Source organism: Kitasatospora sp. NPDC004289, assembly GCF_053602875.1.
On the sequence record NZ_JBSGEL010000032.1, the window covers coordinates 24634 to 49685 of the forward strand.

27 protein-coding genes are annotated in these 25052 nt (G+C 73.8%); 15 read left to right on the forward strand and 12 right to left on the reverse strand.

What is annotated here, in order from left to right; genetic code table 11:
* Positions 1-39: 39 nt before the first annotated feature.
* From ACWEPF_RS22035 to ACWEPF_RS22055, 5 genes are all read right to left on the reverse strand, one after another.
* A complete protein-coding gene (locus ACWEPF_RS22035) occupies positions 40-1464 on the reverse strand; it encodes a sensor histidine kinase (RefSeq protein WP_452173849.1) in 1425 nt (474 codons plus the stop codon).
* Positions 1461-2237: a response regulator transcription factor gene (locus tag ACWEPF_RS22040; RefSeq protein ID WP_452173850.1), complete on the reverse strand. Its 777-nt coding sequence runs from the start codon at positions 2235-2237 to the stop codon at positions 1461-1463. Before ACWEPF_RS22040 ends, ACWEPF_RS22035 begins: the two co-directional genes overlap by 4 nt.
* A gap of 46 nt (positions 2238-2283) precedes the next feature.
* Positions 2284-3294: a S1C family serine protease gene (locus tag ACWEPF_RS22045; RefSeq protein WP_452173851.1), complete on the reverse strand. Its 1011-nt coding sequence runs from the start codon at positions 3292-3294 to the stop codon at positions 2284-2286.
* A 99-nt stretch (positions 3295-3393) separates the two neighbouring features.
* Positions 3394-4437, reverse strand: a complete 1044-nt coding sequence (locus ACWEPF_RS22050; protein WP_452173852.1) for a LacI family DNA-binding transcriptional regulator — start codon at positions 4435-4437, stop codon at positions 3394-3396.
* Between the two features lie 137 nt (positions 4438-4574).
* Complete coding sequence (locus tag ACWEPF_RS22055; protein ID WP_345286856.1) at positions 4575-5285, reverse strand: response regulator transcription factor; 711 nt, start codon at positions 5283-5285, stop codon at positions 4575-4577.
* Between the two features lie 653 nt (positions 5286-5938).
* Here ACWEPF_RS22055 and ACWEPF_RS22060 point away from each other — a divergent pair.
* The 7 genes from ACWEPF_RS22060 (at position 5939) to ACWEPF_RS22090 (ending at position 11361) form a co-directional block, all read left to right on the forward strand.
* A complete protein-coding gene (locus tag ACWEPF_RS22060; RefSeq protein ID WP_452173853.1) occupies positions 5939-6250 on the forward strand; it encodes a MoaD/ThiS family protein in 312 nt (103 codons plus the stop codon).
* 178 nt (positions 6251-6428) lie between these two features.
* Complete coding sequence (locus tag ACWEPF_RS22065) at positions 6429-7148, forward strand: hypothetical protein (RefSeq protein WP_452173854.1); 720 nt, start codon at positions 6429-6431, stop codon at positions 7146-7148.
* 184 nt (positions 7149-7332) lie between these two features.
* A complete protein-coding gene (locus tag ACWEPF_RS22070; protein WP_350529122.1) occupies positions 7333-7413 on the forward strand; it encodes a putative leader peptide in 81 nt (26 codons plus the stop codon).
* 218 nt (positions 7414-7631) lie between these two features.
* Complete coding sequence (locus ACWEPF_RS22075) at positions 7632-8468, forward strand: sulfurtransferase (protein ID WP_345286861.1); 837 nt, start codon at positions 7632-7634, stop codon at positions 8466-8468.
* Between the two features lie 36 nt (positions 8469-8504).
* Entirely contained in the window at positions 8505-8795 is a 291-nt protein-coding gene (locus ACWEPF_RS22080; RefSeq protein WP_057227860.1) for a DUF1416 domain-containing protein, read from the forward strand.
* A 181-nt stretch (positions 8796-8976) separates the two neighbouring features.
* The gene (locus ACWEPF_RS22085) at positions 8977-11052 is read left to right on the forward strand and encodes a serine/threonine-protein kinase (RefSeq protein ID WP_452173855.1); all 2076 of its coding nucleotides are present in this window, start codon (positions 8977-8979) and stop codon (positions 11050-11052) included.
* Positions 11053-11088: 36 nt separating this feature from the next.
* Positions 11089-11361, forward strand: a complete 273-nt coding sequence (locus ACWEPF_RS22090) for a DUF3099 domain-containing protein (RefSeq protein WP_345283609.1) — start codon at positions 11089-11091, stop codon at positions 11359-11361.
* Positions 11362-11370: 9 nt separating this feature from the next.
* Here the strand turns inward: ACWEPF_RS22090 and ACWEPF_RS22095 are convergent, their stop codons facing one another.
* Positions 11371-11733, reverse strand: a complete 363-nt coding sequence (locus ACWEPF_RS22095) for a DsrE family protein (protein WP_345283611.1) — start codon at positions 11731-11733, stop codon at positions 11371-11373.
* 278 nt (positions 11734-12011) lie between these two features.
* Here ACWEPF_RS22095 and ACWEPF_RS22100 point away from each other — a divergent pair, with 278 nt between their 5' ends.
* From ACWEPF_RS22100 to ygfZ, 3 genes are all read left to right on the forward strand, one after another.
* Complete coding sequence (locus ACWEPF_RS22100; RefSeq protein ID WP_345283613.1) at positions 12012-12599, forward strand: FABP family protein; 588 nt, start codon at positions 12012-12014, stop codon at positions 12597-12599.
* Between the two features lie 95 nt (positions 12600-12694).
* Positions 12695-13144: a Fur family transcriptional regulator gene (locus ACWEPF_RS22105; RefSeq protein ID WP_452173856.1), complete on the forward strand. Its 450-nt coding sequence runs from the start codon at positions 12695-12697 to the stop codon at positions 13142-13144.
* Positions 13145-13154: 10 nt separating this feature from the next.
* Positions 13155-14111 carry a CAF17-like 4Fe-4S cluster assembly/insertion protein YgfZ gene (ygfZ, locus tag ACWEPF_RS22110; protein ID WP_449796944.1) on the forward strand — a complete coding sequence of 319 codons (957 nt, stop codon included), beginning with the start codon at positions 13155-13157 and terminating at the stop codon, positions 14109-14111.
* A gap of 7 nt (positions 14112-14118) precedes the next feature.
* Here ygfZ and dtd read toward each other — a convergent pair whose 3' ends face one another.
* Positions 14119-14553, reverse strand: coding sequence for a D-aminoacyl-tRNA deacylase (dtd, locus tag ACWEPF_RS22115; RefSeq protein WP_345283619.1), 435 nt, complete (start codon positions 14551-14553; stop codon positions 14119-14121).
* Between the two features lie 362 nt (positions 14554-14915).
* Here dtd and ACWEPF_RS22120 point away from each other — a divergent pair, with 362 nt between their 5' ends.
* A complete protein-coding gene (locus ACWEPF_RS22120; protein ID WP_452173857.1) occupies positions 14916-15446 on the forward strand; it encodes an RsiG family protein in 531 nt (176 codons plus the stop codon).
* A gap of 128 nt (positions 15447-15574) precedes the next feature.
* Complete coding sequence (locus tag ACWEPF_RS22125) at positions 15575-15790, forward strand: dodecin (RefSeq protein ID WP_345283622.1); 216 nt, start codon at positions 15575-15577, stop codon at positions 15788-15790.
* Positions 15791-15804: 14 nt separating this feature from the next.
* On the opposite strand, the gene ACWEPF_RS22130 is transcribed toward ACWEPF_RS22125, so the two are convergent.
* From ACWEPF_RS22130 to ACWEPF_RS22140, 3 genes are read right to left on the reverse strand one after another with little or no spacing between them, the layout of a single operon-like run.
* A complete protein-coding gene (locus ACWEPF_RS22130) occupies positions 15805-16629 on the reverse strand; it encodes a heme ABC transporter ATP-binding protein (RefSeq protein ID WP_449796942.1) in 825 nt (274 codons plus the stop codon).
* The gene (locus ACWEPF_RS22135; protein ID WP_452173858.1) at positions 16626-17711 is read right to left on the reverse strand and encodes a FecCD family ABC transporter permease; all 1086 of its coding nucleotides are present in this window, start codon (positions 17709-17711) and stop codon (positions 16626-16628) included. Before ACWEPF_RS22135 ends, ACWEPF_RS22130 begins: the two co-directional genes overlap by 4 nt.
* Complete coding sequence (locus tag ACWEPF_RS22140; protein ID WP_452173859.1) at positions 17708-18712, reverse strand: heme/hemin ABC transporter substrate-binding protein; 1005 nt, start codon at positions 18710-18712, stop codon at positions 17708-17710. The genes ACWEPF_RS22135 and ACWEPF_RS22140 overlap by 4 nt, the downstream gene beginning before the upstream one ends.
* A gap of 169 nt (positions 18713-18881) precedes the next feature.
* Here ACWEPF_RS22140 and ACWEPF_RS22145 point away from each other — a divergent pair, with 169 nt between their 5' ends.
* Both ACWEPF_RS22145 and ACWEPF_RS22150 read left to right on the forward strand, forming a co-directional pair.
* Positions 18882-20345, forward strand: coding sequence for an HtaA domain-containing protein (locus ACWEPF_RS22145; protein WP_452173860.1), 1464 nt, complete (start codon positions 18882-18884; stop codon positions 20343-20345).
* Between the two features lie 41 nt (positions 20346-20386).
* Positions 20387-22033 (forward strand): HtaA domain-containing protein, encoded by a 1647-nt coding sequence (locus ACWEPF_RS22150; protein WP_452173861.1) that lies wholly within the window; start codon positions 20387-20389, stop codon positions 22031-22033.
* Between the two features lie 63 nt (positions 22034-22096).
* Here the strand turns inward: ACWEPF_RS22150 and ACWEPF_RS22155 are convergent, their stop codons facing one another.
* Positions 22097-22765: a biliverdin-producing heme oxygenase gene (locus ACWEPF_RS22155; protein ID WP_452173862.1), complete on the reverse strand. Its 669-nt coding sequence runs from the start codon at positions 22763-22765 to the stop codon at positions 22097-22099.
* Positions 22766-22923: 158 nt separating this feature from the next.
* Positions 22924-23415: an inorganic diphosphatase gene (locus ACWEPF_RS22160; RefSeq protein ID WP_345283634.1), complete on the reverse strand. Its 492-nt coding sequence runs from the start codon at positions 23413-23415 to the stop codon at positions 22924-22926.
* A gap of 75 nt (positions 23416-23490) precedes the next feature.
* On the opposite strand from ACWEPF_RS22160, the gene dacB reads away from it, so the two are divergent.
* Complete coding sequence (dacB, locus tag ACWEPF_RS22165) at positions 23491-24969, forward strand: D-alanyl-D-alanine carboxypeptidase/D-alanyl-D-alanine endopeptidase (RefSeq protein ID WP_452173863.1); 1479 nt, start codon at positions 23491-23493, stop codon at positions 24967-24969.
* The last annotated feature ends 83 nt before the right edge of the window (positions 24970-25052 follow it).

Below are 25052 nucleotides of genomic sequence, written 5' to 3' on the forward strand. Positions count from 1 at the left end.
GGGCTCCTCTCCTTCGGGAGGGGAGCCCCGCTCCTCTTTCTACGGCGCGGTGGCCTGCCCCGGCAGGCGCACGGTGGCCACCGTGCCGGGGCCGCCGTCGGTCGCCGGGCCGAGCGCGACCTCGCCGCCGGCGTCCTGGACGGCCTGCGCCACGATCGACAGCCCGAGCCCGGAGCCGGGGAGCTGGCGGGAGGACGGGGAGCGCCAGAAGCGGTCGAAGACGTACTGGAGCTCGTCCGGCGGGATGCCCGGCCCGTGGTCGCGGACGGTCAGCCGGCCGTCCTGGAGGGCGAGTTGGACGGTGCCGCCGGGCGGGGAGTACTTCACCGCGTTGTCCAGCAGGTTGATCACCGCCCGCTCCAGTCCGGGGCCGTCCCCGTGCACGTACCAGGGGTCGACGACCAGCGCGAACTGCAGGCCCGGGCCCCGGAGCCGGGCCCGCTCGACGGCGCGGTGGACGAGCTCGTGCAGGGCCACCACGGTGTGCTCGCGCTCGGGCCGGGAGGTCTCCGGGCGGGAGAGCTGGAGCAGGTCGCCGATCAGGACGGTGAGCTCCTGCATCTGGGCCTTCATGCTGCCCAGCAGCTTGGTCCTGGTCGCCTCGGGGAGCGGCCGCCCGGTGTCGTTGGAGCGGATCAGCAGGTCGACGTTGGTGCGCAGTGAGGTGAGTGGGGTGCGGAGCTCGTGCCCGGCGTCGGCGATCAGCCGGATCTGCCGCTCCCGGGAGTTGGCGAGGGCGGTCGACATCGAGTTGAACGAGGAGGACAGCCGGGCGAGTTCGTCGTCGCCGCGGACGGGGATGGTGGTGCCGACCTCCTCGGTGCGGGCGATGTGCTCCACCGCGTTGGTGAGCTGGTCGACGGGCTTGAGCGCCGAGCGCGCCACCAGCCGCCCGGTGATCCCGGCGCCGACCACGCCGAGCGCGGCCACGCCGGCGAGCAGCAGGGCCAATTGCTGGAGCGAGTCCTGGACGCTGTCGACCGGTACCGCCGTCAGCAGGGTGTAGCTCTTCAGGTTTCCCTGGGCGTCCCGGACGGAGGAGGTGGACCTCTTGACCATCGCGGGTGTGCCGTCGGCGTAGCTCCCGTCGCGGATCGTGATCCCGGTGACGACGAGGTCAGAGGGCTGCACCCTGATGGCCCGTTCCGCGCCGAGCGGGAAGCACACCCCGTCGGCGTTGACGAACTCGACGTCGAAGCGGTTGGGGAACGGATGCGAGCCGGCCTTGTCGGCGCCGGTCAGCGCCTCCGCGGCCGTCGGGGCGCAGGACAGGTTCAGGCCCGGCCCCCTGGGCAGCTGTGCGTCGGAGAGGGTCTGCTCGACCTGGCCGTACAACCGGTCCCTGACGATGAACCAGCAGGCCAGCGCCGACAGGGCGATGGCCACCGCCACGGCGGCGGCCGTGAGCATCGCGAGCCGGCTGCGCAGCGAGCGCCCCCGGTACCAGCCCGCGAGGCGGTTCACGTCGCGGCGCCGGTGGGGGTGCGGAGGGCGTAGCCGACGCCGCGGACGGTCTGGATGATGCGCGGCAGGCCGCCCTGCTCGGTCTTGCGGCGCAGGTACATCACGTAGACGTCCAGGGAGTTGGAGGAGGGCTCGAAGTCGAAGCCCCAGACCGCCTTGAGGATCTGCTCCCGGGTCAGGACCTGCCGCGGGTGGGCGAGGAACATCTCCAGCAGCATGAACTCCGTGCGGGTCAGCTCGATCGGCTTGCCGTCCCGGGTGACCTCCCTGGTCGCGGTGTTCATCCGCAGGTCGGTGAAGGCCAGCACCTCGCTGGACTCGGCCTCGGCCGAGGCCCGGGCGGCGGCCTCGCTGGCCAGGGCCGAGCGGCGGAGCAACGCCCGGACCCGGGCGAGGAGTTCGTCGAGCTCGAAGGGCTTGGCCAGGTAGTCGTCGGCGCCGACGTCCAGGCCGGTGACGCGGTCGCCGACGGCGTCGCGGGCGGTGAGCATCAGGACCGGGGCGCTGTCGCCCCGGGCCCGCATGCGGCGGACGGCGGTGAGGCCGTCCATCCGGGGCATCATGATGTCGAGCAGTACGAGGTCGGGGCGGTCGCGCTCGACCGCGTCCAGGGCCTCGAAGCCGTCGGTGGCGGTGGTCACCTCGTAGCCCTCGAAGGCGAGGCTGCTCTCCAGGGCGTCCCGGAGGGCGGGTTCGTCGTCGACCACGAGGATCCGGGCGGTGGGGCCCTGGAGTGCCTCGGCAGGGGTGCGGTCGTCGGCGGGCGGGGTCATCGGCGCGGGGCCTTTCCTCGGGCGGTCTGGCTGCTGTCATTCTCCGTCAGAGCTGCTGCCCTGCCTGGAGCTTCGGCAGTACCTGCTTGATGTCGTTGATCGGGATGGCGAAGCCGAGGCCGACGTTGCCGGCGCTGCCGGAGCCGGCGGTGGCGCTGGAGCCGCTGGCGGAGTACATCGCGGAGTTGATGCCGATGACCTGGCCGGAGGAGTTGATCAGCGGGCCGCCGGAGTTGCCGGGGTTGAGCGCGGCGTCGGTCTGCAGGGCCTTGTAGCTGGCGGTGGCACCGCTGTTCGAGGCGCTGGACCGCTGGCCGGGCAGCTGCGGGAAGCCGAAGCCCCCGTTGCCGCTGGTGGTGGAGTCGTCGACCTGGACGGTGACGGGGCGGTCCTTGGCGCTGATGATGCCGGAGGTGACGGTGCCGGTGAGGCCTTCGGGGTTGCCGATGGCGACCACCGAGTCGCCGACCTGCATGGCGTCCGAGTCGCCGAGGGTGGCGGTCTTGAGGCCGCTGACGCCGGAGGCGGTGATCACGGCGACGTCCATCGACTCGTCGGTGCCGGTGACGGTGGCCTTGGCGGTGGAGCCGTCCTTGAAGGTGACGGTGGCCTGGCCGCCGCCGCTGACGGCGCCGGAGATCACGTGGTAGTTGGTCAGGATCTGGCCGTCGGCGGTGAGCACCACGCCGGTGCCGGTGGCGGTGCCGGTGGCGGTCTTCACGGTGATCTGGACGACGGCGGGGGAGACGGCGGCGTTGATCGCGGCGACGTTCGCGGTGCCGTCGGAGTTGGAGGAGACCGGGCTGACCACGGTGGAGCCGGAGCCCGAGGCGGTGGCGGTGGAGCGGTCGCCGGCGACCACGCCGCCGGTGACGCCGCCGATCAGGGCGGCGGCCGCCGCGACGGCGGTCACCAGGGCGAGTCGGCCCTTGAGGAAGCCCTTCCTCGCGTGGCTCACCGGTACGGCGGCGGCGGGCTCGGGCTCGACGGCGGGGGTGGTCCAGTCGGCGTAGACGTAAGGACCCTGGTCTTCGGTGCTTCGCTGCTGGTCGCTCATGCCCTCCAAGCTCCGCCCGTCCGATGAGAGCCGGATGAGAGCGGGGTCAGAGGCGGCCGAGAAGCCCGTTGACTTCTCATAAAGCCTGCTCAGCCCGGGTCAGGCGTCGGTGGGGCCCCCGCAGCCGCAGGAACGGCGGATGACCAGGCGGGACGGGAAGGTCCGCACCCGCTCGGTCTCCGAGCCCGGCACCATCAGCGACTCGTCCAGCACCAGGTCGACCGCGGCCCGGGCCATCGCGTCCCGGTCGGAGGCGACGGTGGTCAGCGGCGGGTCGGCCAGCGCGGCCTCGGGGATGTCGTCGAAGCCGGCCACCGCCAGGTCCTCGGGCACCCGCAGGCCGACCTCGCGGGCGGCCCGCAGCACGCCGAGCGCCTGGTCGTCGGTGGAGCAGAAGATCGCGGTCGGGCGGTCCGGCGAGCGCAGCAGCTCGACGGCGACCTCGTACGCGCCGTAGCGGTGGAACGGGGCGTCCACCAGGTTGGGCTCGACCGGGAGGCCGTGGGCGGTCATGGCCCGCTCCCAGCCCTCGACGTGGTCGATGACCGGGTCGCCGGGGGCGGGGGACTCGACCGGGCCGCCGAAGCAGACCACGGAGGCGTGCCCGTGCTCCTCCAGCAGGTGGCGGACGGCGGTCTCGGCGCCGCCGACGTCGTCGGTGGTGACGGCCACGTCGTCGATCGCCTCGGGGCGGCGGTGCAGCAGCACCACCTTGGCGCCCTCCATCGCGGCGAACTCCTCGGCGGCCCGCTGCGAGGGGCCCTGGCTGACCAGGATCAGGCCGGAGACCCGCATGCCGAGGAAGGCGCGGACGTAGTGCACCTCGCGGTCGTCCACGTAGTCGGAGTTGCCGATCAGCACCAGCTTGCCGCGCTCGGAGGCGGCGCGTTCCACCGCGTGCGCCATCTCGGCGAAGAAGGGCTGGCGGGCGTCGGGGACGACCATGCCGATCAGGTTGGTGCGCCGGGAGGCCATCGCCTGGGCGACGCTGTTCGGCCGGTAGCCGAGCTGCTCGATCGCCGCGAGCACCTTCTCCTTGGTCGCGGGCGCGACCGGGCGCGGCCCGTTGTTGATGACGTAGGAGACGACCGCGGTCGAAGTCCCAGCCAGTCGGGCTACATCGTCGCGCGTCACCTTGGCCACGGGGGGAGTCTACGCGGGTGGCTCGCGGTCGGAAGGGGGGATACCCGCCGTCCGGCCGACCGGCCCCGGACGAGCCGGGGCACAGTCGGACAGATCGGACGCGCGGTCGCTCGGTCCGGCGGGAATCCGACGGGCCGTCAGGCGTCCTGGGTGGTCCGCTCGGCCGCCCGCTCGCCCTTGTCCGGGACGACGAAGCGGTAGCCGACGTTGCGCACGGTGCCGATCAGCTGCTCGTGCTCGACGCCGAGCTTGGCCCGCAGCCGCCGCACGTGCACGTCCACCGTCCGGGTGCCGCCGAAGTAGTCGTAGCCCCAGACCTCCTGGAGCAGCTGGGCCCGGGTGAAGACCCGGCCCGGGTGCTGCGCCAGGTACTTGAGGAGCTCGAACTCCTTGAAGGTGAGGTCCAGCACCCGGCCCTTGAGCTTGGCCGAGTAGGTGGCCTCGTCCACCGAGAGGTCGCCGTTGCGGATCTCCATCGGGCTGTCGTCGACGGCCACCTGGAGGCGGCCCATGGCGAGCCGGAGCCGGGCCTCGACCTCGGCCGGGCCGGCCGTGTCCAGCAGCACGTCGTCGATGCCCCACTCGGCGGTGACGGCGGCCAGGCCGCCCTCGGTGACCACCAGGATCAGCGGGCAGCCGATGCCGGTGGAGCGCAGCAGCTGGCAGAGGCTGCGGATCTGCGGCAGGTCGCGCCGGCCGTCGACCAGGATCACGTCGGCCGAGGGGGTGTCCACCAGGGCGGAGCCCTCGGCGGGGGCGACGCGGACGTTGTGCAGCAGGAGTCCGAGGGCGGGCAGCACCTCGGCGGAGGGCTGCAGGGCGTTGGTGAGGAGCAGGAGTGAACTCATACCCGGTGGTCCCCTTTCCGGGTCGTCGCGGACGTGGCCGGCGGTCCTGACGGAGCGTCGGCCACGGAGCAGGTGGGGGTGGGGACGTCCGAGGGGCGAGACACGACCGGTTCGGGGGTGAACAGTGCGGGCCGGGGCGCACGCGCGGGGTCCCGCAACCCCTGGTGCTCCGTCACTGCCCTGCTCATCCGCGAACCTTCCGGTCTGCTCCCGCCGCACACCGCCCGTCCGCGCCCCGCACGTCCTTGTGCGGTTTGGGCCGGGCGGCCCCCCGGGACGGCCGGCGCGGGTGGGGCGCCGGCCTCCGGAGGCCATCCGTACGTGACGTCCTGAAAGCACAAAAGGACCCGGGGGCGACTCTGCCCAGGTCCCTCTCTGCGCACGAGAATAGCCGACCACCCCTCGCCGGGGGAGGGGCGCGCGACGATGCCTGGGCCACACCGGGGCCGTTCGGGCGTGACCCGGGGGCGCTCCGCGCCGTTCTCCCGGTGCCGCGCGCGCCGTGCGCGAGCAGCGGCATTGCGGCATCCGGGGCGGGCCGGTCCATCATGGGAGCCGCACCGGCCGCACCGTACGTGTACACCTTTGGCGTGGGTGCCCCGGCAGCAGGGCCGGGGTGCCGCACCGGGCGGGGACGTAGGAGGAGGACAGCCATGACGGCGACCGCGGACCACACTTCCACCCCGCGGGTGACGGACCCGGGGGCCGCCCGGGTGACCGTGCGGTACTGGGCGGCGGCCAAGGCCGCCGCCGGTCTGGCGGAGGAGGAGGTGCCCGCGACCACCCTCGCCGAGGCCCTCTCGGCCATCCGTGGGCGCCACCCCGACAACACCCGCCTGCACCAGGTGCTGGCGCACTGCTCCTACCTGGTCGACGGCGAGCAGGTCGGCAACCGCGACCACGCCACCGTCGACCTCCCGCCCGGCGCCACCGTCGAGGCCCTCCCGCCCTTCGCCGGCGGCTGACGGGCCTCCGGCCCTGGAGCGGCCTCGGGGCCGAAGGCCCCAGGGGCGCGAGGAACTGCGCGCAGGGGAACGGCACCAAGTGCAACCGGCTGACGGGCCCCGATCTCACGCCGGTCCGCCTTCCGGACTCGCGCAGTTCCCCGCGCCCCCGGGATTACCAATTTTCGAGGAGCACCACATGACCCTCACAGCTGATCCGATCCGTCGGAGCGGGACGCCGATCGTCGAGCCCGGGTTGCCGGTGGCCGGGCTGACCGCGGGGCTGTGCGCCTTGGTGGCGGCGGCGTCGCTGGCCGGCGGGAGGTACGGGCTGGCCGCGGGGCTGACGGTGGCTCAGGGGCTGACCGCGGTGGGGTGGTTCAGGCTGCACGGGATGTGGCCGGCCCGGCAGGGGATCGCGGCGGTGGCGCTGGCGGGCGTGGTGGCGGACCTCGCGGTGCTGGGTGCCGGGGCGGTGGGGCTGCTGGGTGCGCTCGGGACGTACCTGGTCGCGGTGCTGGTCTGGCAGACCTTCCGGCCGTCCGATCCGGCCGAGCGGTTCTACGCCCTGACGGTGCTGGCCTCCGGCGTGGTGCTGGCCGGGCTGGAGGCCTCGCTGCTGCTGGGCGGCCACACCCCGGCCGCGCTGCTGGCGGTGGCGGTCGCGGTGCTGCTGGCGGCCACCCCGGCCCCGGCGGCGGTGGCCGCCGCCGCGGCGCTGCTGCTCGGCGCCACCGCCGGGGTGCTGGCGGGCGGTCCGCCGGTGCAGGCGGTGCTGGTGACGGTCGGCGCCCTGGTCGGGCGGCGGGTGGCCTCGTACGATTTCCCGTCGAGGTTCGTGCACTTCACCGCCGGGGTGGTGCTGCCGGTGGCGGTGGCCGCCCCGCTGGCCTGGATCGGGTTCGCGCTCCCGCTCTGACGTCCGCCTGTCGAGACGCGGTGTCCATGACGATCGCCGCCGCGGCCTCCGGGCGCCCCGCCGGGCGGCCCGGGCCGTGCCGCTGAGCGGCGCAGTCCGGCGGAATCCCGGAATGTGAGCGGATTCGTCTCAGCATTCGACATGCTGATGACAGCGGCCGTTTCGGTTCCCTAGCATCGTCGGCATGAAGCGACAGGCGGACCTCACGAAGCGGCGGGCGGTAGACCTGTGCCGCGTGTCCGCCTGCCTGTGTCGAATGCGCTGACCGGGCGGTTCTGACCGGTACGTCCGGCCCCGTCCACCCCGCCGAGCACCTCTGGCCTGGTATTTCCTGCCGTGGCCGACTCGGCCTCCCGATCTCTTGCCCCATCCCGGCTGCACCCACCCGTGTCTCGTCATACGAGACGACGTTCGGTACGGGCTGCCGCCGGGCGCTGCCCGCACACACCTTCCGCAGTACCGCCCCCGGATGGAGACACCACCATGAGCCGCAGTGACGTCCTGGTCGACGCCGACTGGGTCGAGGCCAACCTCGACAACCCGAAGGTCGTCGTCGTCGAGGTCGACGAGGACACCGCCGCGTACGACCTGAACCACATCCGCAACGCCGTCCGGATCGACTGGAAGCAGGACCTGCAGGACCCGGTCCGCCGCGACTTCGTCGACCAGGCCGGTTTCGAGGCGCTGCTCTCCAAGAAGGGCATCGGCAACGACGACATCGTGGTGCTCTACGGCGGCAACAACAACTGGTTCGCCTCGTACGCCTACTGGTACTTCAAGCTCTACGGCCACGGCGACGTCCGCCTGCTGGACGGCGGCCGCAAGAAGTGGGAGCTGGACGCCCGCGAGCTGGTCGCCGAGGTGCCCGAGCGCGCCGCGACCGAGTACAAGGCCCAGGAGCAGGACAAGTCCATCCGCGCCTTCCGCGACGACGTGGTGAACGCGATCGGCACCCTCAACCTGGTCGACGTCCGCTCGCCCGACGAGTTCGCCGGCCGCCTGCTCGCCCCGGCCCACCTGCCGCAGGAGCAGTCGCAGCGCCCGGGCCACGTCCCGTCCGCCCGCAACATCCCGTGGGCCAAGAACGCCAACGACGACGGCACCTTCAAGTCGGACGACGAGCTCGCGGCGCTCTACACCGCCGAGGGCGTCGACCTGGCGAAGGACACCATCGCCTACTGCCGCATCGGCGAGCGCTCCGCGCTCACCTGGTTCGTGCTGCACGAGCTGCTCGGCCAGACCAACGTCAAGAACTACGACGGCTCGTGGACCGAGTACGGCAGCCTGGTCGGCGTTCCGATCGAGCTCGGCGACAACTGAGCCTCGGCGCTCGAACCGTAAGGAAGGAAGACAGACATGTGCGGTGCGAAGGCCGGCGGCCCCGACCTGGCAGGAGTTGACGTGGCCAAGGAGACGATCATCCAGGGTTCCGTGACCCGCGACGGCGAGCCCGTCAACGGTTACGTCCGCCTCCTCGACGAGGGTGGCGAGTTCACGGCCGAGGTGCCCACCTCGGCGACCGGGCAGTTCCGCTTCTTCGCCCGTCCGGGCAAGTGGACGCTGCGCGCGCTGGTCCCGGGCGCGACCGTGGACCGCGTCGTGGTCGCCTCCCAGGGCGCCCAGACCGAGGTCGCGATCGCGGTCTGAGGACCCGTCACGACCACGGCGCCACCCGTGGCAGACGGCGGCCCCGTCACCCCCGAACAGGGGGAGGCGGGGCCGTCCGCGTGCCGGGCGTCGGTTTCCGCACCCCGTAGGGTGGTTGCCCCGCGACCTACCCGCCGGTTCTCATTGGAGGGGAGAGAACCGGGGGACACGGGGGAGTGCGATGACGGGGGCAAGGGTGGCGCCGTTGGCCGGGGACGACCCGGTCCGGCTGGGGCCGTACCGGCTGCTCGGGCGGCTGGGCGCCGGCGGCATGGGCCGGGTCTACCTGGCCCGCGAGGACGGGCCGGACGGCAGGCTGGCGGCCGTCAAGACGCTGCTGCCGGAGGGCAGCCGCGACGAGGTGGACCGGCACCGGTTCGCCCGCGAGGCCAGGCTGGCCCAGCGGGTGGAGAGCGAGCACACCGTCCGGGTGCGCGGCGCCGATCCGGACGGCGACCCGCCGTGGCTGGCCCTCGACTACGTACCGGCGCCCTCGCTCGGCGAACTGGTCCGCACCGCCGGGCGGCTGCCCGGCTCCGCCGTCCGCTGGCTGGCCGCCGGGACGGCCGAGGCGCTGATGGTGCTGCACGCGCACCGCATCGTGCACCGCGACGTGAAGCCCTCCAACATCCTGCTGCCGCTGGACGGCCCCCGGCTGATCGACTTCGGCATCTCGCACGCCGCCGACCTCACCCGCACCGGCCTCACCCTCGGCACCCTCACCTTCACCTCGCCCGAACAGGCCCGGGGCGAACGCTCGGAGGCCGCCTCCGACGTCTACTCGCTCGGCGCCACCCTGTTCCACCTCGCGGTCGGCCGCCCTCCGTACCCGGACCACCACGACACCCTCCAGCTGCTCGCCCTGGTGCAGCACAACCGGCTCGACCTGACCGGCCTCCCCAAGGAACTGACTCCGCTGGTCCGCCCCTGCCTGGCCGCCGCACCCGGCGACCGGCCCACCCCCGCAGAGCTGCACGCCGCCTTCCTCGCCTCGCTGGACGGCCTCCCGGTCTCCTCCAGCGGCAGCCGCTGGCTCCCACCGCGCTGGACCGCCCTGATCGACGCGTACGAGCGGCGCGGCCGCGAGCTGGAGCTCGCCCACCCGTCCGGCGGCGAGTCGGCACCCACCAGGCTCGGACGGGTCCGGCGTCCCGGTTACGTCCCGGCTCCGCCGACGCCCGCAGCGCCGACACCCGCAGCGCCGATGCCCGCAGCGCCGATGCCCGCAGCGTCGACGCCTGAGCCGGCGCCGGCTCTGCCCGCCACACCGCCACCCGCCCCTGCGGCACCCGTCGGGCCGTCACCTGTCGGACCGTCACCCGCCGCGCCGGCACCGGATGTTCGGCCGCAGTCCGCTGCCCGACCGCCCGCAGCGGCCCCGGGGCCCTCGGCGCCGCCGCCCGTCACCACCCTCCCGCTCCGACGGCCGTCCGTCCCGCCGCAGTCTCCCGTCCCGTCCCAGTTCCCGCCGCCGTCCTGGCCGGCACCCGCACCCGTGCCGGCGGCACCCGGGCCGGACAGCCGCCCGCCGCAGCGGCCCGAGCGGCCCGAGCGGCCCGAGCGGCCCGAGCGGCCGCGCGCCCGCTGGTGGCCCGTCCTGCTGGCCGGGGTGCTGGTGTTCGTGATCGCCGCCGGTGCCGTCCTGCTGCGTCCGTGGCAGTGGGGCGAGGGCGGCGGGCCGGGCGACACCCCCGGGGCCCACGGCACCACGCCGCCCGTCTCCGCGCCGGCCACCCCGCCCACCGACGACCCGGGGCTGATCGCCAACCTGGCCTTCCAGGGCGTCGCGGCCGGCGAGTGCCTGAGCACCCACCGGCTGCCGGGCGGCACCTGGTCCACCCCGTTCCCGGAGGAGGTGCCGTGCGGCTCGGCCGAGGCGCGCCTCAAGGTCCTCGCGGCCCTCCCGGGCACCAGCGCCAAGGGCTGTCCGGACGGCGCGGGCCGGGGCTCCTGGGTGCACGCGGCGCCGATGGCCGAGACCACGCTCTGCCTGGAGCGCAGGTACCGGGAGGGCGAGTGCTTCCCGGTGAAGGGCACGGACGGGGATCCGCAGCTGCGGGCGGAGGACCTGCTCGGCAGTTGGCCGTGCGACGGGGCGCCCGCCGGGGCCGAGGGCTACGACGGCGCGCTGCGGATCACCGCCGTGCACCCGGGCCCGGTGCCGGACGGCGGCTGCCGCCGCGGCACGGACGACCAGGCCGTCTACCGCCAGTTGGAGGTGAACGGCGGCACCGTCCTGTGCACCACCCGGGTCTGACCCCGGCGGCCTTGCCGACGGCCGTACGGTGGAGGGGTGAGGCAACGCCGGAGGCACTTCTGGTACTTCGTCATGATGGGCGTCTGCCTGGGGACGTTCGTCCTGGCCTGGGGCGTGGTGCGCCTGTGGTCCGTGCCGGCCGCGATCGGCATGTGCGTGTTCGCCGCGGTGATCCCGCCGGTGGCCGCTGTCTTCGCCAACAAGCGCGACCCCGAGGACGATTGGTGGAACGACCCGCGCTGGGACGACCCGAAGTGGGACGATCCCGGCCACGACCGGGACCACCCCGACCACGAGGACGGTCAGTAGAGAGGACGGTCAGTAGACCAGCGCCTGGACGTCCTCGGCCATGACCTCCTGCACGAAGACCTGCGCCCCGGCGATCCGGGCGCCCTCGATCAGGTCCTTCTCCTCGATGCCCCGGCGCGCCGCGCACTGGGTGCAGAGGGTGACCTGACCGCCCGCCAGCACCGACTCCAGCAAGTCCGGCAGCGGTGCGGCGTGCGGGAGCTCGAACTCGGCGGCCCGCCCGGGCAGCACGAACCAGGAGGCCTCGCCGGTCAGCCAGAGCGAGACCTCGACGCCGCTGGCGACGGCGACCGCCGCCACCGTGAAGGCCTGCGAGCAGCGCTCCGGAGCCTCGGGACCGGCGGTGACCTTGATGACCAGCTTCTTCGGCATGCTGACACCCTATAAGTCGGTTCGGGCCAGGTGGCGGGGCTCACCGAGATCCCCGCACAACGGGCCGATAGACTCGTGGCCGTCCTGTTCAGTCTCCGCAACGCCGCAACTGGGAGCGCCTCGTGTCCGGTCTGGAATACTTCTTCGACGGCCTGCTCGTCCTGATGGCCGTCCTGATCACCTGGTTCGCCATCTTCTCCGTCATGAAGCTCTACCAGGGCCAGCGCTGACCACTGCCGTACGGTTGAGGCACCACACCGACGACAGCGACCAGGAACATGATCGAGATCCCTTCTGACCTCCACCCGGACGTCGTTTCGCTGGCCTTCCTCCTCGGCACCTGGGAGGGCGCGGGCGTCTACGACTTCCCCGGCACGGAGAAGTGCAACTTCGGCCAGGAGATCGTGTTCCGGCACGACGGCCGGGCCTTCCTCGAGTTCCGCTCCCGCAGCTGGGAGCTGGACGCCGAAGGCGAGAAGATCCGCCCGCTCGAGACCGAGCACGCCTTCTGGCGGGTCACCACCAACCAGCACGGCACCAGCGGCGAGCGCGAGATCGAGGTGTCCTCGGTCCGCGACGACGGCACCGTGGAGATCTGGTACGGCAAGCTGCACGACGGCAAGCCGCAGATCGACCTGGCCACCGACGCGGTCGCCCGGATCAGCGACGAGGTCCGCTACTCCGGCGGCAAGCGCCTGTACGGGCTGGTCAACGGCGAGGACCTGGCCTGGGTCGGCGAGAAGTCCGCGCCCGAGGTGCCGCTGCGCCCGTACATGTCGGCGCAGCTCAAGAAGGTGCTCAACCCGGCGAAGCTGATCCAGGACATCGCGGACCTGCCGGACGACGGCATCGCGTTCTTCCGCTGAGCCGTCCGGATGCAAGCCCGACGAGGTAGGGACCGGCCCGTCGGCCGGTCCCTACACTTGTCGCCACGACCTCGACGAGACCCAGGGCAGGCACCGTGGCGGACACCGAGACCCCCTCCGACTGGAAGGCCGACCTGCGCGAGCGCGGGTACCGGCTCACTCCGCAGCGCCAGCTGGTGCTGGAGGCGGTCGACCGGCTGGACCACGCGACCCCGGACGACATCCTGCACGAGGTCCGCAAGACCGCCAGCGGCATCAACATCTCCACCGTCTACCGGACCCTGGAGCTGCTGGAGGAGCTGCGCCTGGTCTCGCACGCGCACCTCGGCCACGGCGCCCCGAGCTACCACCTGGCGGGCCGTCACCACCACCTCCACCTGGTCTGCCGGGACTGCGACTCGGTCATCGAGACCGACACCGCGATCGCCGCGCCGCTGGTGGAGAGCCTGAGGGCGGCGCACGGCTTCGACACCGACCTCAAGCACTTCGCCATCTTCGGCCGCTGCGCCGACTGCACCGCCGAACTCGAACGGGCACAGTCGTAAGCTTGCGGGCATGAAGAGTCCGCTGCTTGCCCTGCCCGGTGCCGTCCCCGCCGAAGGAGCCGACGAGGGGGTGGCCGCGCACTACGGCGACCTCTTCCGCGAGCAGCGCGAACTGGCCGCCGGGCGCGGCTTCGTGGACCTCTCGCACCGGGGCGTGGTCACCGTCACCGGTGCCGACCGGCTCTCCTGGCTGCACCTGCTGCTCACCCAGCACGTCTCGGCGCTCCCGGCCCAGCAGGCCACCGAGGCGCTGATCCTCTCCCCGAACGGGCACGTCGAGCACGCGCTCTACCTGGTGGACGACGGCGAGACCACCTGGGCGCACGTGGAGCCGGGCACCCAGGAGGCGCTGATCGCCTACCTGGAGAGCATGAAGTTCTTCTACCGGGTCGAGGTCGCCGACCGCACCGGCGAGCTCGCCGTGGTGCACCTGCCGGCCGGTTCGGCCGCCTCCGCCGAGGGTGCCCTCGCGGTGCGCGAACTCCCCTACGGGCGGGACCTGTTCGTGCCGCGCGCCGAGCTGGAGTCGCTGGCGGCGGGCTACGGCCCGGCGGCCGGGGTCTGGGCGTACGAGGCGCTGCGGATCGAGGGGCACCGGCCCCGGCTGGGCTTCGAGACCGACCACCGGACCATCCCGCACGAGGTGGACTGGCTGACCAGCGCCGTGCACCTGCAGAAGGGCTGCTACCGGGGCCAGGAGACGGTCGCCCGGGTGCACAACCTCGGCCGCCCGCCGCGCCGGCTGGTCTTCCTGCACCTGGACGGCACCGAGGAGAAGCTCCCCGCGCACGGCGCCGAGGTGCTGCGGCCCGGCCAGGACCGCCCGGTCGGCTTCGTCACCTCCTCGGCCCGCCACCACGAGCTGGGGCCGATCGCGCTGGCCCTGGTGAAGCGGAACGTGCCGGTGGAGGAGGTGCTGCTCGCGGACGGCGTCCCGGGCAGCCAGGACGTGATCGTCCCCGCCTGACCGTCCCTCAGATCTCCAGCAGCACGGTGAACGGCCCGTCGTTCACCAGGCTGACCTTCATGTCCGCGCCGAACCGCCCGGTGGCCACGGTGGCCCCCAGCGCCCGGAGCTCGGCCACCACGGCGTCCACCAGCGGCTCGGCCTTCGGGCCGGGCGCGGCGGCGTTCCAGGTGGGGCGGCGGCCCTTGCGGGCGTCGCCGTAGAGCGTGAACTGGCTGATGACCAGCAGCGGCGCGTCGATGTCCGAGCAGCTCTCCTCGGTGTCCCCGTGGGAGAACAGCCGCAGCGTCCAGAGCTTGCGGGCCAGTTGGGCCGCCTTCTCCGGGGTGTCCTCGTGCGTCACGCCGACCAGGACGCAGAGCCCCGGGCCCTCGATCGCGCCGACCGTCTCGCCGTCCACCGTCACGGCCGCCTCGGCGGCCCGCTGCACCACTGCTCGCATGCGGCACATTCTGCCCCAGGCGTCACAGCGCGCCCCCGGCGCGTGGACGGACCCCGCACGCCGGGGGCGCGCGGAGCCCGGCGGACGAGCCCCCGCGCGGCCTGCGGATTGTCCTCGTCGTATCAGCCACCCCCCTTCGCCAGGGGGCCGTTCGGGGGTACGGGCGGTGCGAGGGACGGCTGCGGATGGCACGCTGTGGACGGCGCGCGGGCGGCCCCTGTTCGGAGGTTTCGAACGCACGCATCCCTCGCACGGGTGGTCTCCTCCTCCGCCGGGAACCCTCGGCACCGGGCGGTCGTGCACGGGGTGACGGGGCGTCAGGGGGAGGTACGGTGACCGGAACAGCGGCAGGTGGTTGGTTGATGGACGCGAGCAGCACGGCCCACGACGAGCAGGCGTACGGGCTCACCGGCCTGGGGCTGGAGCGGCTGCGGCTGATCCGCCGGGACGCCCAGGACCAGGAGGCCGACCTCTCCTACCTGCGCCGGCTGCTGCACGGGCGCCTGGACATCCTGCGGGCCGAGCTGGAGCGCCGCCGGCTGGCCGCCGACCGCCCGGAGGCGGACGACCTGCTCGGCCGGCTGCCGTCGATCCTGGCCGACGCCCCGTCAGGGGTGCGCCGGCCCGCCCGGCACCTGCGGATGGGCCCGCCGCGCGGCGAGCGCTACCAGCGGGAGGCGGACGCCCTGATGGGCGACGTCCAGCTGGCCGACCTCGGGGCGCACGGCACCGAGGAGCTGCTGGCCGCGGTGGAGCGGCTGACCGTGCACGAGCGGGAGGTCTCCGGCCGACGCCAGGCGCTCCAGCGGCGGGCCGACGACTGCAGCGCGGAGATCACCCGCCGGTACCGGGAGGGCGAGGCCCGGGTGGACGACCTGCTGGCCGGGGGCTGACCGGAGGCCGACCGGGGCGACCCGACCCGGGCGGCCGCGTGCACGTGCGGCGGGCACCCGGCTGGGGCACGGTGGGTTGGTCGGGGGACCGTCCACGGACTCGCCGTCCGCAGAGCAGGGAGCCAGCCATGACCGACCACGTCTACCGGGTCACCGAGATCGTCGGATCCTCCACCGAGAGCGTGGACGCCGCCATCCGCAACGGCGTCGGCCGCGCCGCCCGCACCCTGCGCAACCTCGACTGGTTCGAGGTGACGCAGATCCGGGGCCACCTCGCCGACGGTGAGGTGGCGCACTTCCAGGTCGGCCTGAAGGTCGGCTTCCGCCTCGACGACGAGGACTGAGGGCTGACGGGAGGTCAGCTCCTCGGCTCCCGGGCCGGCAGCACCAGCGGCGCGCCGGTCCCGGGGTGGGGGAGGACCTCCACGGGGTGGCCGTAGACCTCGCTGAGCAGCCCCGCGGAGAGCACCTCGGCCACCGGCCCGTCGGCCGCCGGAAGGCCCCGGGCGAGCAGGGTGATCCGGTCCGCGTAGGCGGCGGCCAGCGAGAGGTCGTGCAGCACGACCACCACCGCGTCCCCGGCGGCGGCCCGCTCCCTGGCCACCCGGAGCACCAGCTCCTGGTGGCGCAGGTCGAGCGCCGCCGTCGGCTCGTCCAGCAGCAGCACGGCGGCCCGCTGGGCCAGCACCCGGGCCAGCGCCACCCGGGCCCGCTCGCCGCCGGAGAGCGCGGTGAACGGCCGCTCGGCGAAGGCGGTGGACTCGGTGGCGGCCAGCGCCTCGGCCACCGCCGCCTCGTCCTGCGCCTCGGCCGCCGTCCCGGCCCACGGGGCGCGGCCCATCCGGACCACCTCCCCGGCCGTGAACGGGAAGGTGAGGGCCGAGGACTGCGGCAGCAGCGCACGGTGCAGGGCGAGTTCGGCCGGCCGGTAGGAGCCGAGCGGGCGGCCCAGCAGCCGCACCTCGCCGGCCGTCGGGGCGTTGTCCCCGGCCAGCACCGAGAGCAGGGTGGACTTGCCCGCCCCGTTCGGGCCGAGCAGCGCCAGCACCTCCCCGGCGCGCACCACCAGGTCCACCCCGCCCAGGAGTTCGCGCCCGCCGAGGCTCAGCCGCAGCCCCTCGGTGACGAGCACCTCGGTGCCCGGCGCGGGGCGCTCCGGCACCTGCCGCCGCGGCCGCCTCATGCCCAACCTCCCTGCTTGGTACGGGTCCTGCGGAGCAGCCAGAAGAAGAACGGGCTCCCGATCAGCGCGGTGAGCACCCCGAGCGGCAGCTCGGCGGGCTGGGCCAGGGTGCGCGCGGCCAGGTCGCCGAGCAGCAGCACCAGGGCGCCGGCCAGGGCGCTGCCGGGCAGCAGGAAGCGGTGGCCGGGGCCGGCCAGCATCCGCAGCAGGTGCGGGACGACCAGGCCGACGAAGCCGATCACGCCGCTGACCGAGACGGCGGCGGCGGTGAGCAGCGCGACCACGGTGATCAGCACCAGGCGCATCCGCTCCACGTCCACGCCGAGGTGCCGGGCCGGGCGCTCGCCGAGCGCCAGCAGGTCCAACTTCCGTGCGTACAGTGGCGCGACGGCCAGCCCGAGCAGGGCGAAGGGGAGCACGGCGAGCACCTTGCCCCAGGTCGCCTGGGCCAGTGAGCCGAGCTGCCAGAAGGTCACCTGGCTGATCGCGGCGGAGTCGGCGGTGAACAGGAAGAGGCCGATCAGCGCACCGCAGAAGGCGTTCACCGCGACGCCGGTGAGCACCAGGGTGACCACCTCGGTCCGGCCGCCGGAGCGGGAGAGGGCGTAGACCGCGAAGACGGTGGCCAGGCCGGATCCGAAGGCGAAGACGGTGACGGTCCAGCCGCCCAGCGCGTCCAGGCCGAGCACGATGCAGGCCACCGCGCCGACCGCGCCGCCGGAGGAGACCCCGATCACGCCGGGCTCGGCCAGCGGATTGCCGAAGACGCCCTGCATCAGCGCGCCGGCGCAGCCCAGGGAGGCACCGACCAGCAGGGCCAGCACCACCCGGGGGAAGCGCACGTTCCACAGCACCGACTCGGGGACCCGCTCCAGGGCGTGGCCGCCGAGGCCCAGGCGGTGCGCGACGGAGGCCAGCACGTCGCCCAGCGGCACCTGGTAGGCGCCGGTCCCGGCGGCCAGCAGGGCGGCGAGCAGCAGGGCGAGGGCCAGGCCGGCCGTGAGCAGGGTGGAGCGGTCCGGGCGCCGGGCCTTCGAGGGGGCGGTGGCGGCCGCGAGCGGGCGGTCCTGAAGGGCGGTCACTTCCCGGCCCCGTAGAGCTGGGAGGCGATCGAGGTCAGCACCTGCGGGGTGCGGGGGCCGTAGCTGAGCAGTTCGCCGTCCGGGATCGAGACCACCCGGCGGTCCAGCCCGGCCGGGGTCTGGGCCACGCCGGGGAGCTTGAGCAGCCCGTCCACGCCGCCGACCGACTCCAGGCCCTTGCCCATCACCAGGACGGCGTCCGGGGCGGCCTTGACCAGGGCCTCGCTGGTGAGCGGCGTGAAGTCGCCGGTCAGCCCGGCGGCGGTGCCCGCGTCGCTGCCGCCGACGGCCTCGATCAGCGAGACGGCGCCGGAGTCCGGGCCGCCGAGCAGGAAGACCGAGGCGCTGCCGCGCAGGTAGAGGAAGGCCACCTTGGGGTGCCTGCCGTCGGCCTTGATCCCGGCCCGGACCTCGGCGGTACGGGCGGCCGTGCGCTCCGTCAACTGCCGTCCGGCGTCCGGGACCCCGAGGGCGGCGGCCACCTTGGCGATCCGCAGGTCCACGTCGGAGAGCCGCTTGGCGTCGTCCAGCACCACCAGCGGCACCCCGGCGGCCCGGATCTGGGCCACCGCCTCGGCGGGGCCGGTGGAGCGGTCGGCCAGCACCAGGGTGGGGCGCAGCGAGAGCACGCCCTCGGCCGAGACGTCGTGGGCCTGGGTGATCACGGGTAGGGCGGCGGCCTGCTCGAAGGTGGTGGAGACGTCCCGGGCCACCACCTTCGAGCCCAGGCCGAGGGAGAAGACCAGTTCGGCCAGGCTGCCGTTGAGCGGCACGATCCGCTCGGCGCTGGCGACGGTGACCTGGCGGCCGTCGACCGAGTCGACCGTGACCGGCAGCACCGGGGCGGGGGTCACGGCGAGCGGCTCGACCCGGTCGGGGACGGCGGCCGCGGCGGTCGTGGGGGTGGGCGTCCCGGCGCCGGCGGCGCCGCAGCCGACGGCGGTAGCGAGCAGCAGGGCGAGGCCCAGCGCGCGGGCGCGGATTCGGTGGTTCGCCGTCAACTGGTGCTCCTCGTCGGGGTGCTGACACCTCCGGGCGCTTGAACGCGGGGTGGACCCGGGGTGACTCTTGACGCATATATTAGGTTAGCCTTACCTCAGAAACGCAAGGGGGGGTTCCCTCGGAACCCGCCGTGCCTTGCCGCACCCCGCCGACCTGGAGCGCTCCGCCATGCCCTTCTCGTCCCGCCTGCGCCGCCTCGCCGCGACCCTGGTCACGGCGCTCGCCGCCCTGCTGACCCTGGCGGTGCCGACGGCCTCCGCCGCCCCCGGCACGGTCTCCGGCGGACGGCTCGACTGGGGCATCAAGCACTCCTTCCTCAGCTACGTCACCGGCCCGATCGCCAAGGGCAGTTGGAGCCTGACCGGCGGCGCCGCCACGGTCGGCGGGGACACCTTCCGGTTCCACTCGGCCACCGGGACGTACGACCCGGAGAGCGGTGCACTCACCGCCGCGCTCTCCGGCGGGGTCACCTTCAAGGGCCACGAGACCGACGGCACCTTCGCCCTCGACATGAAGCTGAGCCGGTTCACCGTGAAGGCCGGCTCCGGCAGCGGCGGGCTCTACGCGGACGTGGTCAGCAAGGCCAAGGACACCGGCACGGTGAGCAGCGCGAGCCAGGTGAAGCTGGCCGAGCTCGGGCTCGGCGGGATCGACCTGCGCGGCCAGGGCGGCACGATCACCCTGTCCAACGTGCCCGCCACGCTCACCGGCTCCGGGGCCACCGCCTTCGGCAACTTCTACCCGGCCGGGACGGAGCTCGACCCGCTGACCCTCTCGGTCAACGTCAAGGCGGCCGCCGCGCCCACCCCGAGCGCGACCCCGACGCCGAGCGCCACGGCCAAGCCCACCGACACCCCCGCGGCCACCACCGCCCCGTCCGAGAGCGCCACCGCGGCACCTGCCGCGACCCGCACCGAGTTCGCCAACGGCGCGCTGGACTGGGGCGTGCGGCGCACCTTCCGGGACTACGTCACCGGCACCATCGCCAAGGGCGGCTGGCAGCTGGACGGCGGTGCGGCCGACGGCGGCGCCTTCTTCCGCTGGACCCCGGCGAAGGGCTCGTACGACCCGGCCACCGGAGAACTGGCCGCCGCCTTCACCGGCACGGTCCGCTTCCGGGGCATGGAGAGCGGCGGCGCGTACGGCCTCGACCTGGCCCTGACCGCCCCGACCGTGAAGGTCGCGGGCGGGAAGGGCACGCTGGCCGCCGACGTCTCCGGCAGGACCGCCAACGGCGAGGCCCAGCAGCTGTCCGGCGTGGTGCTGGCCACCTTCGACGCCGCCGGCCTCAAGCCCGAGGGCGGTCTGCTCAAGGCCGCCGAACTCCCGCTCGCCCTCACCGAGGAGGGCAGCAAGGCCTTCGGCGGGCTCTACCCGGCCGGCACCGCCATGGACCCGCTGGGCTTCGCCGTGGCCCTCGACCCGGCCGCCGTCCTGCCGCCGCTGCCGGACCTCGGCTCCGTCCCGCCCACCGCCCCGGCGAGCCCCTCCACGGGCGCCCCGGCCACCCCCGTGGCCGCCGCTTCGGACTCCTCCTCCGGCTGGGTGCCGGCCGCCGTGATCGGCGGCGTGCTGGTGGCCGGAGCCGCCGTGGGCACCACCCTGCTGGTCCGCCGCCGCCGGGCCGCCTGAACTCCCCTTCCTCTCCCCCCGCTTGAAGGAGCATCACCGTCATGCCCGTCACTCCCACCGCCACCCGTCGCAACCGCACCCCGCTCCCGGCCCTGGCCGCCGCCGCGATAGGCCTCGGCCTGACGGCCGTCGGCGTGCCCAGCCTGGCCTTCGGGGCTCCGGCCAAGGTGGTGTACGACCAGGGCTCGTTCGACTGGGGAGTGAAGAGCAGCTTCCTCAAGTACCTGGAGGGCCCGGCCTCCCAGGGCGGCAAGGTCGAGCTGACCGGCGGCGCCGCCCGGAACGCGGACAGCACGCTGCACTTCGACGGGGCGGGCGAGTACGACCCCACCACCCACGCGCTCTCCGGCACGTTCACCGGCGGGGTCCGGTTCACCGCCCACGGCGGCCAGATGGACATCACCCTGACCGACTTCAAGCTCACCACCAGCGGCACCACCGGCTCGATCACCGCCGACGCCTCCACGGTGGAGCTGGTCGAGGACCCGGCCACCAAGGCGAAGTCGCCCAAGGTGGTCAAGCGCGAGGACGCCCCGCTGGTCACCTTCGCGGTCGGCCGGGACACCACGGCCGGCGTGCCGGCGGCGGCCACCCTGACGGCGGACGGTTCGGCGGTCTTCGGCGGCTTCTACCAGGCGGGCGCCGCGATGGATCCGGTGAAGATCGTGCTCGCCAAGTCCACGCCCACCGCCTCGCCCTCGCCCTCCACCAGCCCGTCCTCCTCGCCGTCCTCCTCGCCGTCCCCGTCCGCCTCGGCGTCGCCCTCCGCCTCGGCGTCCCCGTCGGCGTCGGCCTCGTCCTCCGCGTCCGCATCCCCGTCCTCCTCGCCCAGCCCCTCGGCCTCGGCGTCGGCCTCCGCTTCGCCGAGCACCGCTCCGACGGAACTCCCGATCGTGGACGGCCGGTTGGAGTGGGGCGTGAAGGAGTCCTTCCGCAAGTACCTGGCCATGCCGGCCAGCGGCGGCAAGGTGGAGTTCGGCGGCGGCGCGGCCGACTACCGGTTCGGCAAGGGCAGCGGCTCGTACAACACCAAGAGCCACGGCGTCACCGCCGGCTTCCAGGGCTCGGTCCGCTTCCTGGCCCACCCCAAGGGCGACGCGTACGAGCTGGACCTGACCATCGCCAACCCGGGTGTGTCGATCGAGCGGGCCGGCGCCTTCCTGACCGCCGACCTGACCTCCAAGGCGGTGGACGGGACGACCGCGCAGTGGAAGGGCATGAAGATCGCCGCACTGGACGTCTCCAAGGCGAGCTTCGCCCCGGTCAACGGCCTGGTGACGCTCGATCAGCTGCCCGCCACCCTGACCAAGGAGGGCGCCACCGCCTTCGCCGGCTTCTACGCGGAGGGCGACGCGCTGGACCCGGTGAACGCCGTGCTGTCCTTCGACAAGAACGCCACCCTGCCGGCCTCCTCCGCGAAGCCCTCCACCCCGGCCCCTTCGGCGGGCACCGGCGCCACCAACGGCGGCACCACGGGCGGCGGGACCACGGGCGGCGGGACGGCCGGCGGGGGGACGGCCGGCGGCGGTGCGGTGCTGACCAGTGACGGCGGCGGCTCGCTCGGCTCGAACGGCCAGCTGGCCTCGACCGGCATGGACACCCCGGTGGTCCCGCTGGTCGCCACCGCGGCCGGGCTGCTGCTGCTCGGCACCGGCACCACGGTGCTGCTCCGGCGCCGCACCCGCTGACGACATGACGGTGCCCCCGCCGGGAGTCGAACTCCCGGCGGGGGCACCGTCGTGCGGTCCCGCTCAGGCGCTGAGCGGGTAGCGCAGGTCGAGGTCGGCGAAGAGCGCGCTGTTCAGGCCGAAGGCCCGCTTGGTCTCCTCGACCACCCGGCGGCGCTCGACCTCGTCCAGCTCCAGGCCGGCGGCGTCCAGCTTGGCCCGGTAGTCGCGCTTGAACGCGGCCGGGTTGCCGACCTCGTCGAAGACGTAGAAGTGCACCCCCGCGCCCTTCTTCTCGAAGCCCCAGGTCTTCTCGGCGATGCCGCGGATGATCTGACCGCCCGACAGGTCGCCCAGGTAGCGGGTGTAGTGGTGGGCCAGGTACCCGGCCGGCCACTGCTCCACGAGCTCCTCCAGCCGGGCCGCGTACGCGGCGGTGGCGGGCAGCGCGACCAGCCCGTCCCGCCAGCCGGCGCCGCGCAGGTGGAGCAGGTCGGCCTCCAGGGCAGCGGTGCGGAACAGCGCCGGGTCGATGAACGGGCCGACCACCGGGTGCTCGGCCAGCTCGGCCGCCCGGCCCTCCAGGGCCCGGTAGACGAACCAGAGTTGGCCCGACAGCTCGGCGTAGGCGTCCACCCCGAGCCGTCCGTTCAGCAGGTGCCCCATGAAGGCCGAGCCTTCTGCGGCCTCGTGCTCGGCGGCGCTGGCGGTGCGCAGCACGGTGGAGAACGGCGTGGGCTCGGGGTTGGTCATGAGGACCTCCGTGGTGGGGGGAAGACGATCCCGATTCTCTATGGTTAGCCTTACCTAAGTCAACGTGATGCCGACAGCTTGTCGGTAAGAGTGTGGATGAAAAAAGGGACCGGGGCGAGCAGTCAGCTGCTCGCCCCGGTCCCGGGAGTGACGGGGCCTCAGTGGCCGCCGTTCTCCTCGAAGCGCTTGATCGAGGCGTTGATCTCGGCCTCGGCCTCGGTGCGACCGACCCAGTCGGCACCCTGGACCGACTTGCCGGGCTCCAGGTCCTTGTAGACCTCGAAGAAGTGCTGGATCTCCAGGCGGTCGAACTCCGACACGTGCTGGATGTCCTGCAGGTGCGACCAGCGGGGGTCGGTCGCCGGGACGCAGAGCAGCTTGTCGTCGCCGCCGGCCTCGTCGGTCATCTTGAACATGCCGATGGCGCGGCACTTGATCAGGCAACCGGGGAAGGTCGGCTCCTCCAGGATGACCAGCGCGTCCAGCGGGTCGCCGTCGTCCGCGAGGGTGCCCTCGACGTAGCCGTAGTCGGCCGGGTAGCGGGTCGAGGTGAAGAGCATCCGGTCAAGACGGAGGCGACCCGACTCGTGGTCGACCTCGTACTTGTTGCGGGAGCCCTTCGGGATCTCGATCAGGACGTCGAACTCCAACGGTTCCTCCAAGGTAGGGACTGACAGGATCTAGTGTCTCCTACGGCAGGGTGTGCTCAGGAAAGGGGCCCGGTGGTGCAGCGAGGGACGGGGGTGCGGCGTGGCCGCACGGCGGCGGTGGCCGGAGTGCTCGGGGTCGCGCTCACCGCGGGCGGTCTGACGGCGGCCTCCGCCGCGCCGAGCCCCAAGGCGGGCCAGAGCAGCGGACGTCCGTCCGCCCCGGCCTCCGGGGCGTCGGCCACCGGTGCGCCCAAGCCGCCGGCCCCCGCCGGGCCGAAGCTGGCCGCCACCGGCGGCGCCGTGCTCGCCGCGAGCGTCACCGGCGACACCGGGCTGCCCACCACCGCCGGACTCCAGCGCGACCTGGGCGCCCTGGTGCAGGACAAGGCGCTCGGCACCCTCAGCTTCGCCGTCACCGACGGCGTCACCGGTGCCCTGCTCTACGGCGGCAACGAGAACACCGCGGCCACCCCCGCCTCCACCACCAAGCTGCTCACCGCGGTCGCCGCGCTGCACCTCGTCCCCGGCGACACCCGGCTCTCCACCCGGGTCGTGCAGGGCGCCGCCCCCGACGAGATCGTGCTGGTCGGTGGCGGTGACCCGACGCTCTCCACCCTGCCGGTGGCCGACGTCCGGGTCGGCGGCATGCCGGTGGACGAGGACACCGCCCCCGCCTCGCTCGCCGACCTCGCCCAGCGGACCGCCGCCGCCCTCAAGTCCGCCGGGGTCACCTCCGTCAAGCTCGGCTTCGACGCCTCGCTCTTCACCGGTCCGATCCGGCACGCCCAGCACGACGCCACCAACATCGCCGACGTCACCCCGCTGATGGTGGACGAGGCCAAGAACGACCCGCGCTCCCAGGAGGAGGCCCCCGTCCGGGTCGCCGAACCCGCGACCAAGGCCACCGAGGCCTTCGCCGCCCTCCTCGGCGGGCTCGGGATCACCGTCCAGGGCAAGCCCGTCGCCAGGACCGCCACGGCCGGCGCGGCCGAACTCGCCGCCGTGAAGTCGCCGACGATCGACCGGCTGGTCGAGCGCTTCCTCACCACCTCCGACAACCTCCTCACCGAGACGATCGCCCGTCAGGTCGCCCTCGCCGCCAAGCAACCCGCGAGCTTCGAGGGCGCCTCGCTCGCCACCCGGCAGACCCTCGAGTCGCTCGGCGTCCCGATGGCCGGCGTCGTCCTCAACGACGGCAGCGGCCTGCACACCGGCGACCAGCTCTCCCCGCTGGTCCTCGCCAAGGTCCTCGCCCTCGCCTCCTCGCCCGAACACCCCCGGCTGCGCCCGGTGTTGACCGGCCTTCCGATCGCCGGCTTCACCGGCACCATGGCCGGCCGCTTCGCGAAGTCCCCCGAGGGCATCGGCATCGTCCGGGCCAAGACCGGCACCCTGGCCGGCAGCGGCATCTACACCCTGGCCGGCACCGTCATGAACGCCGACGGCCGTCCGCTCACCTTCGCCCTGATGACCCACACCACCGCCTCCGGCGACGCCGCCCGCGCCGCCATCGACCGCGTCATCGCCCGCCTCGCCGCCTGCGGCTGCCGCTGAGGCACACGGGTTGCGCCCCGCAGGGGCGCGGGGAACTGCGCGCGGGGGAACGGCAGCACGTGCAACTGGCTGACGTGCCCTCA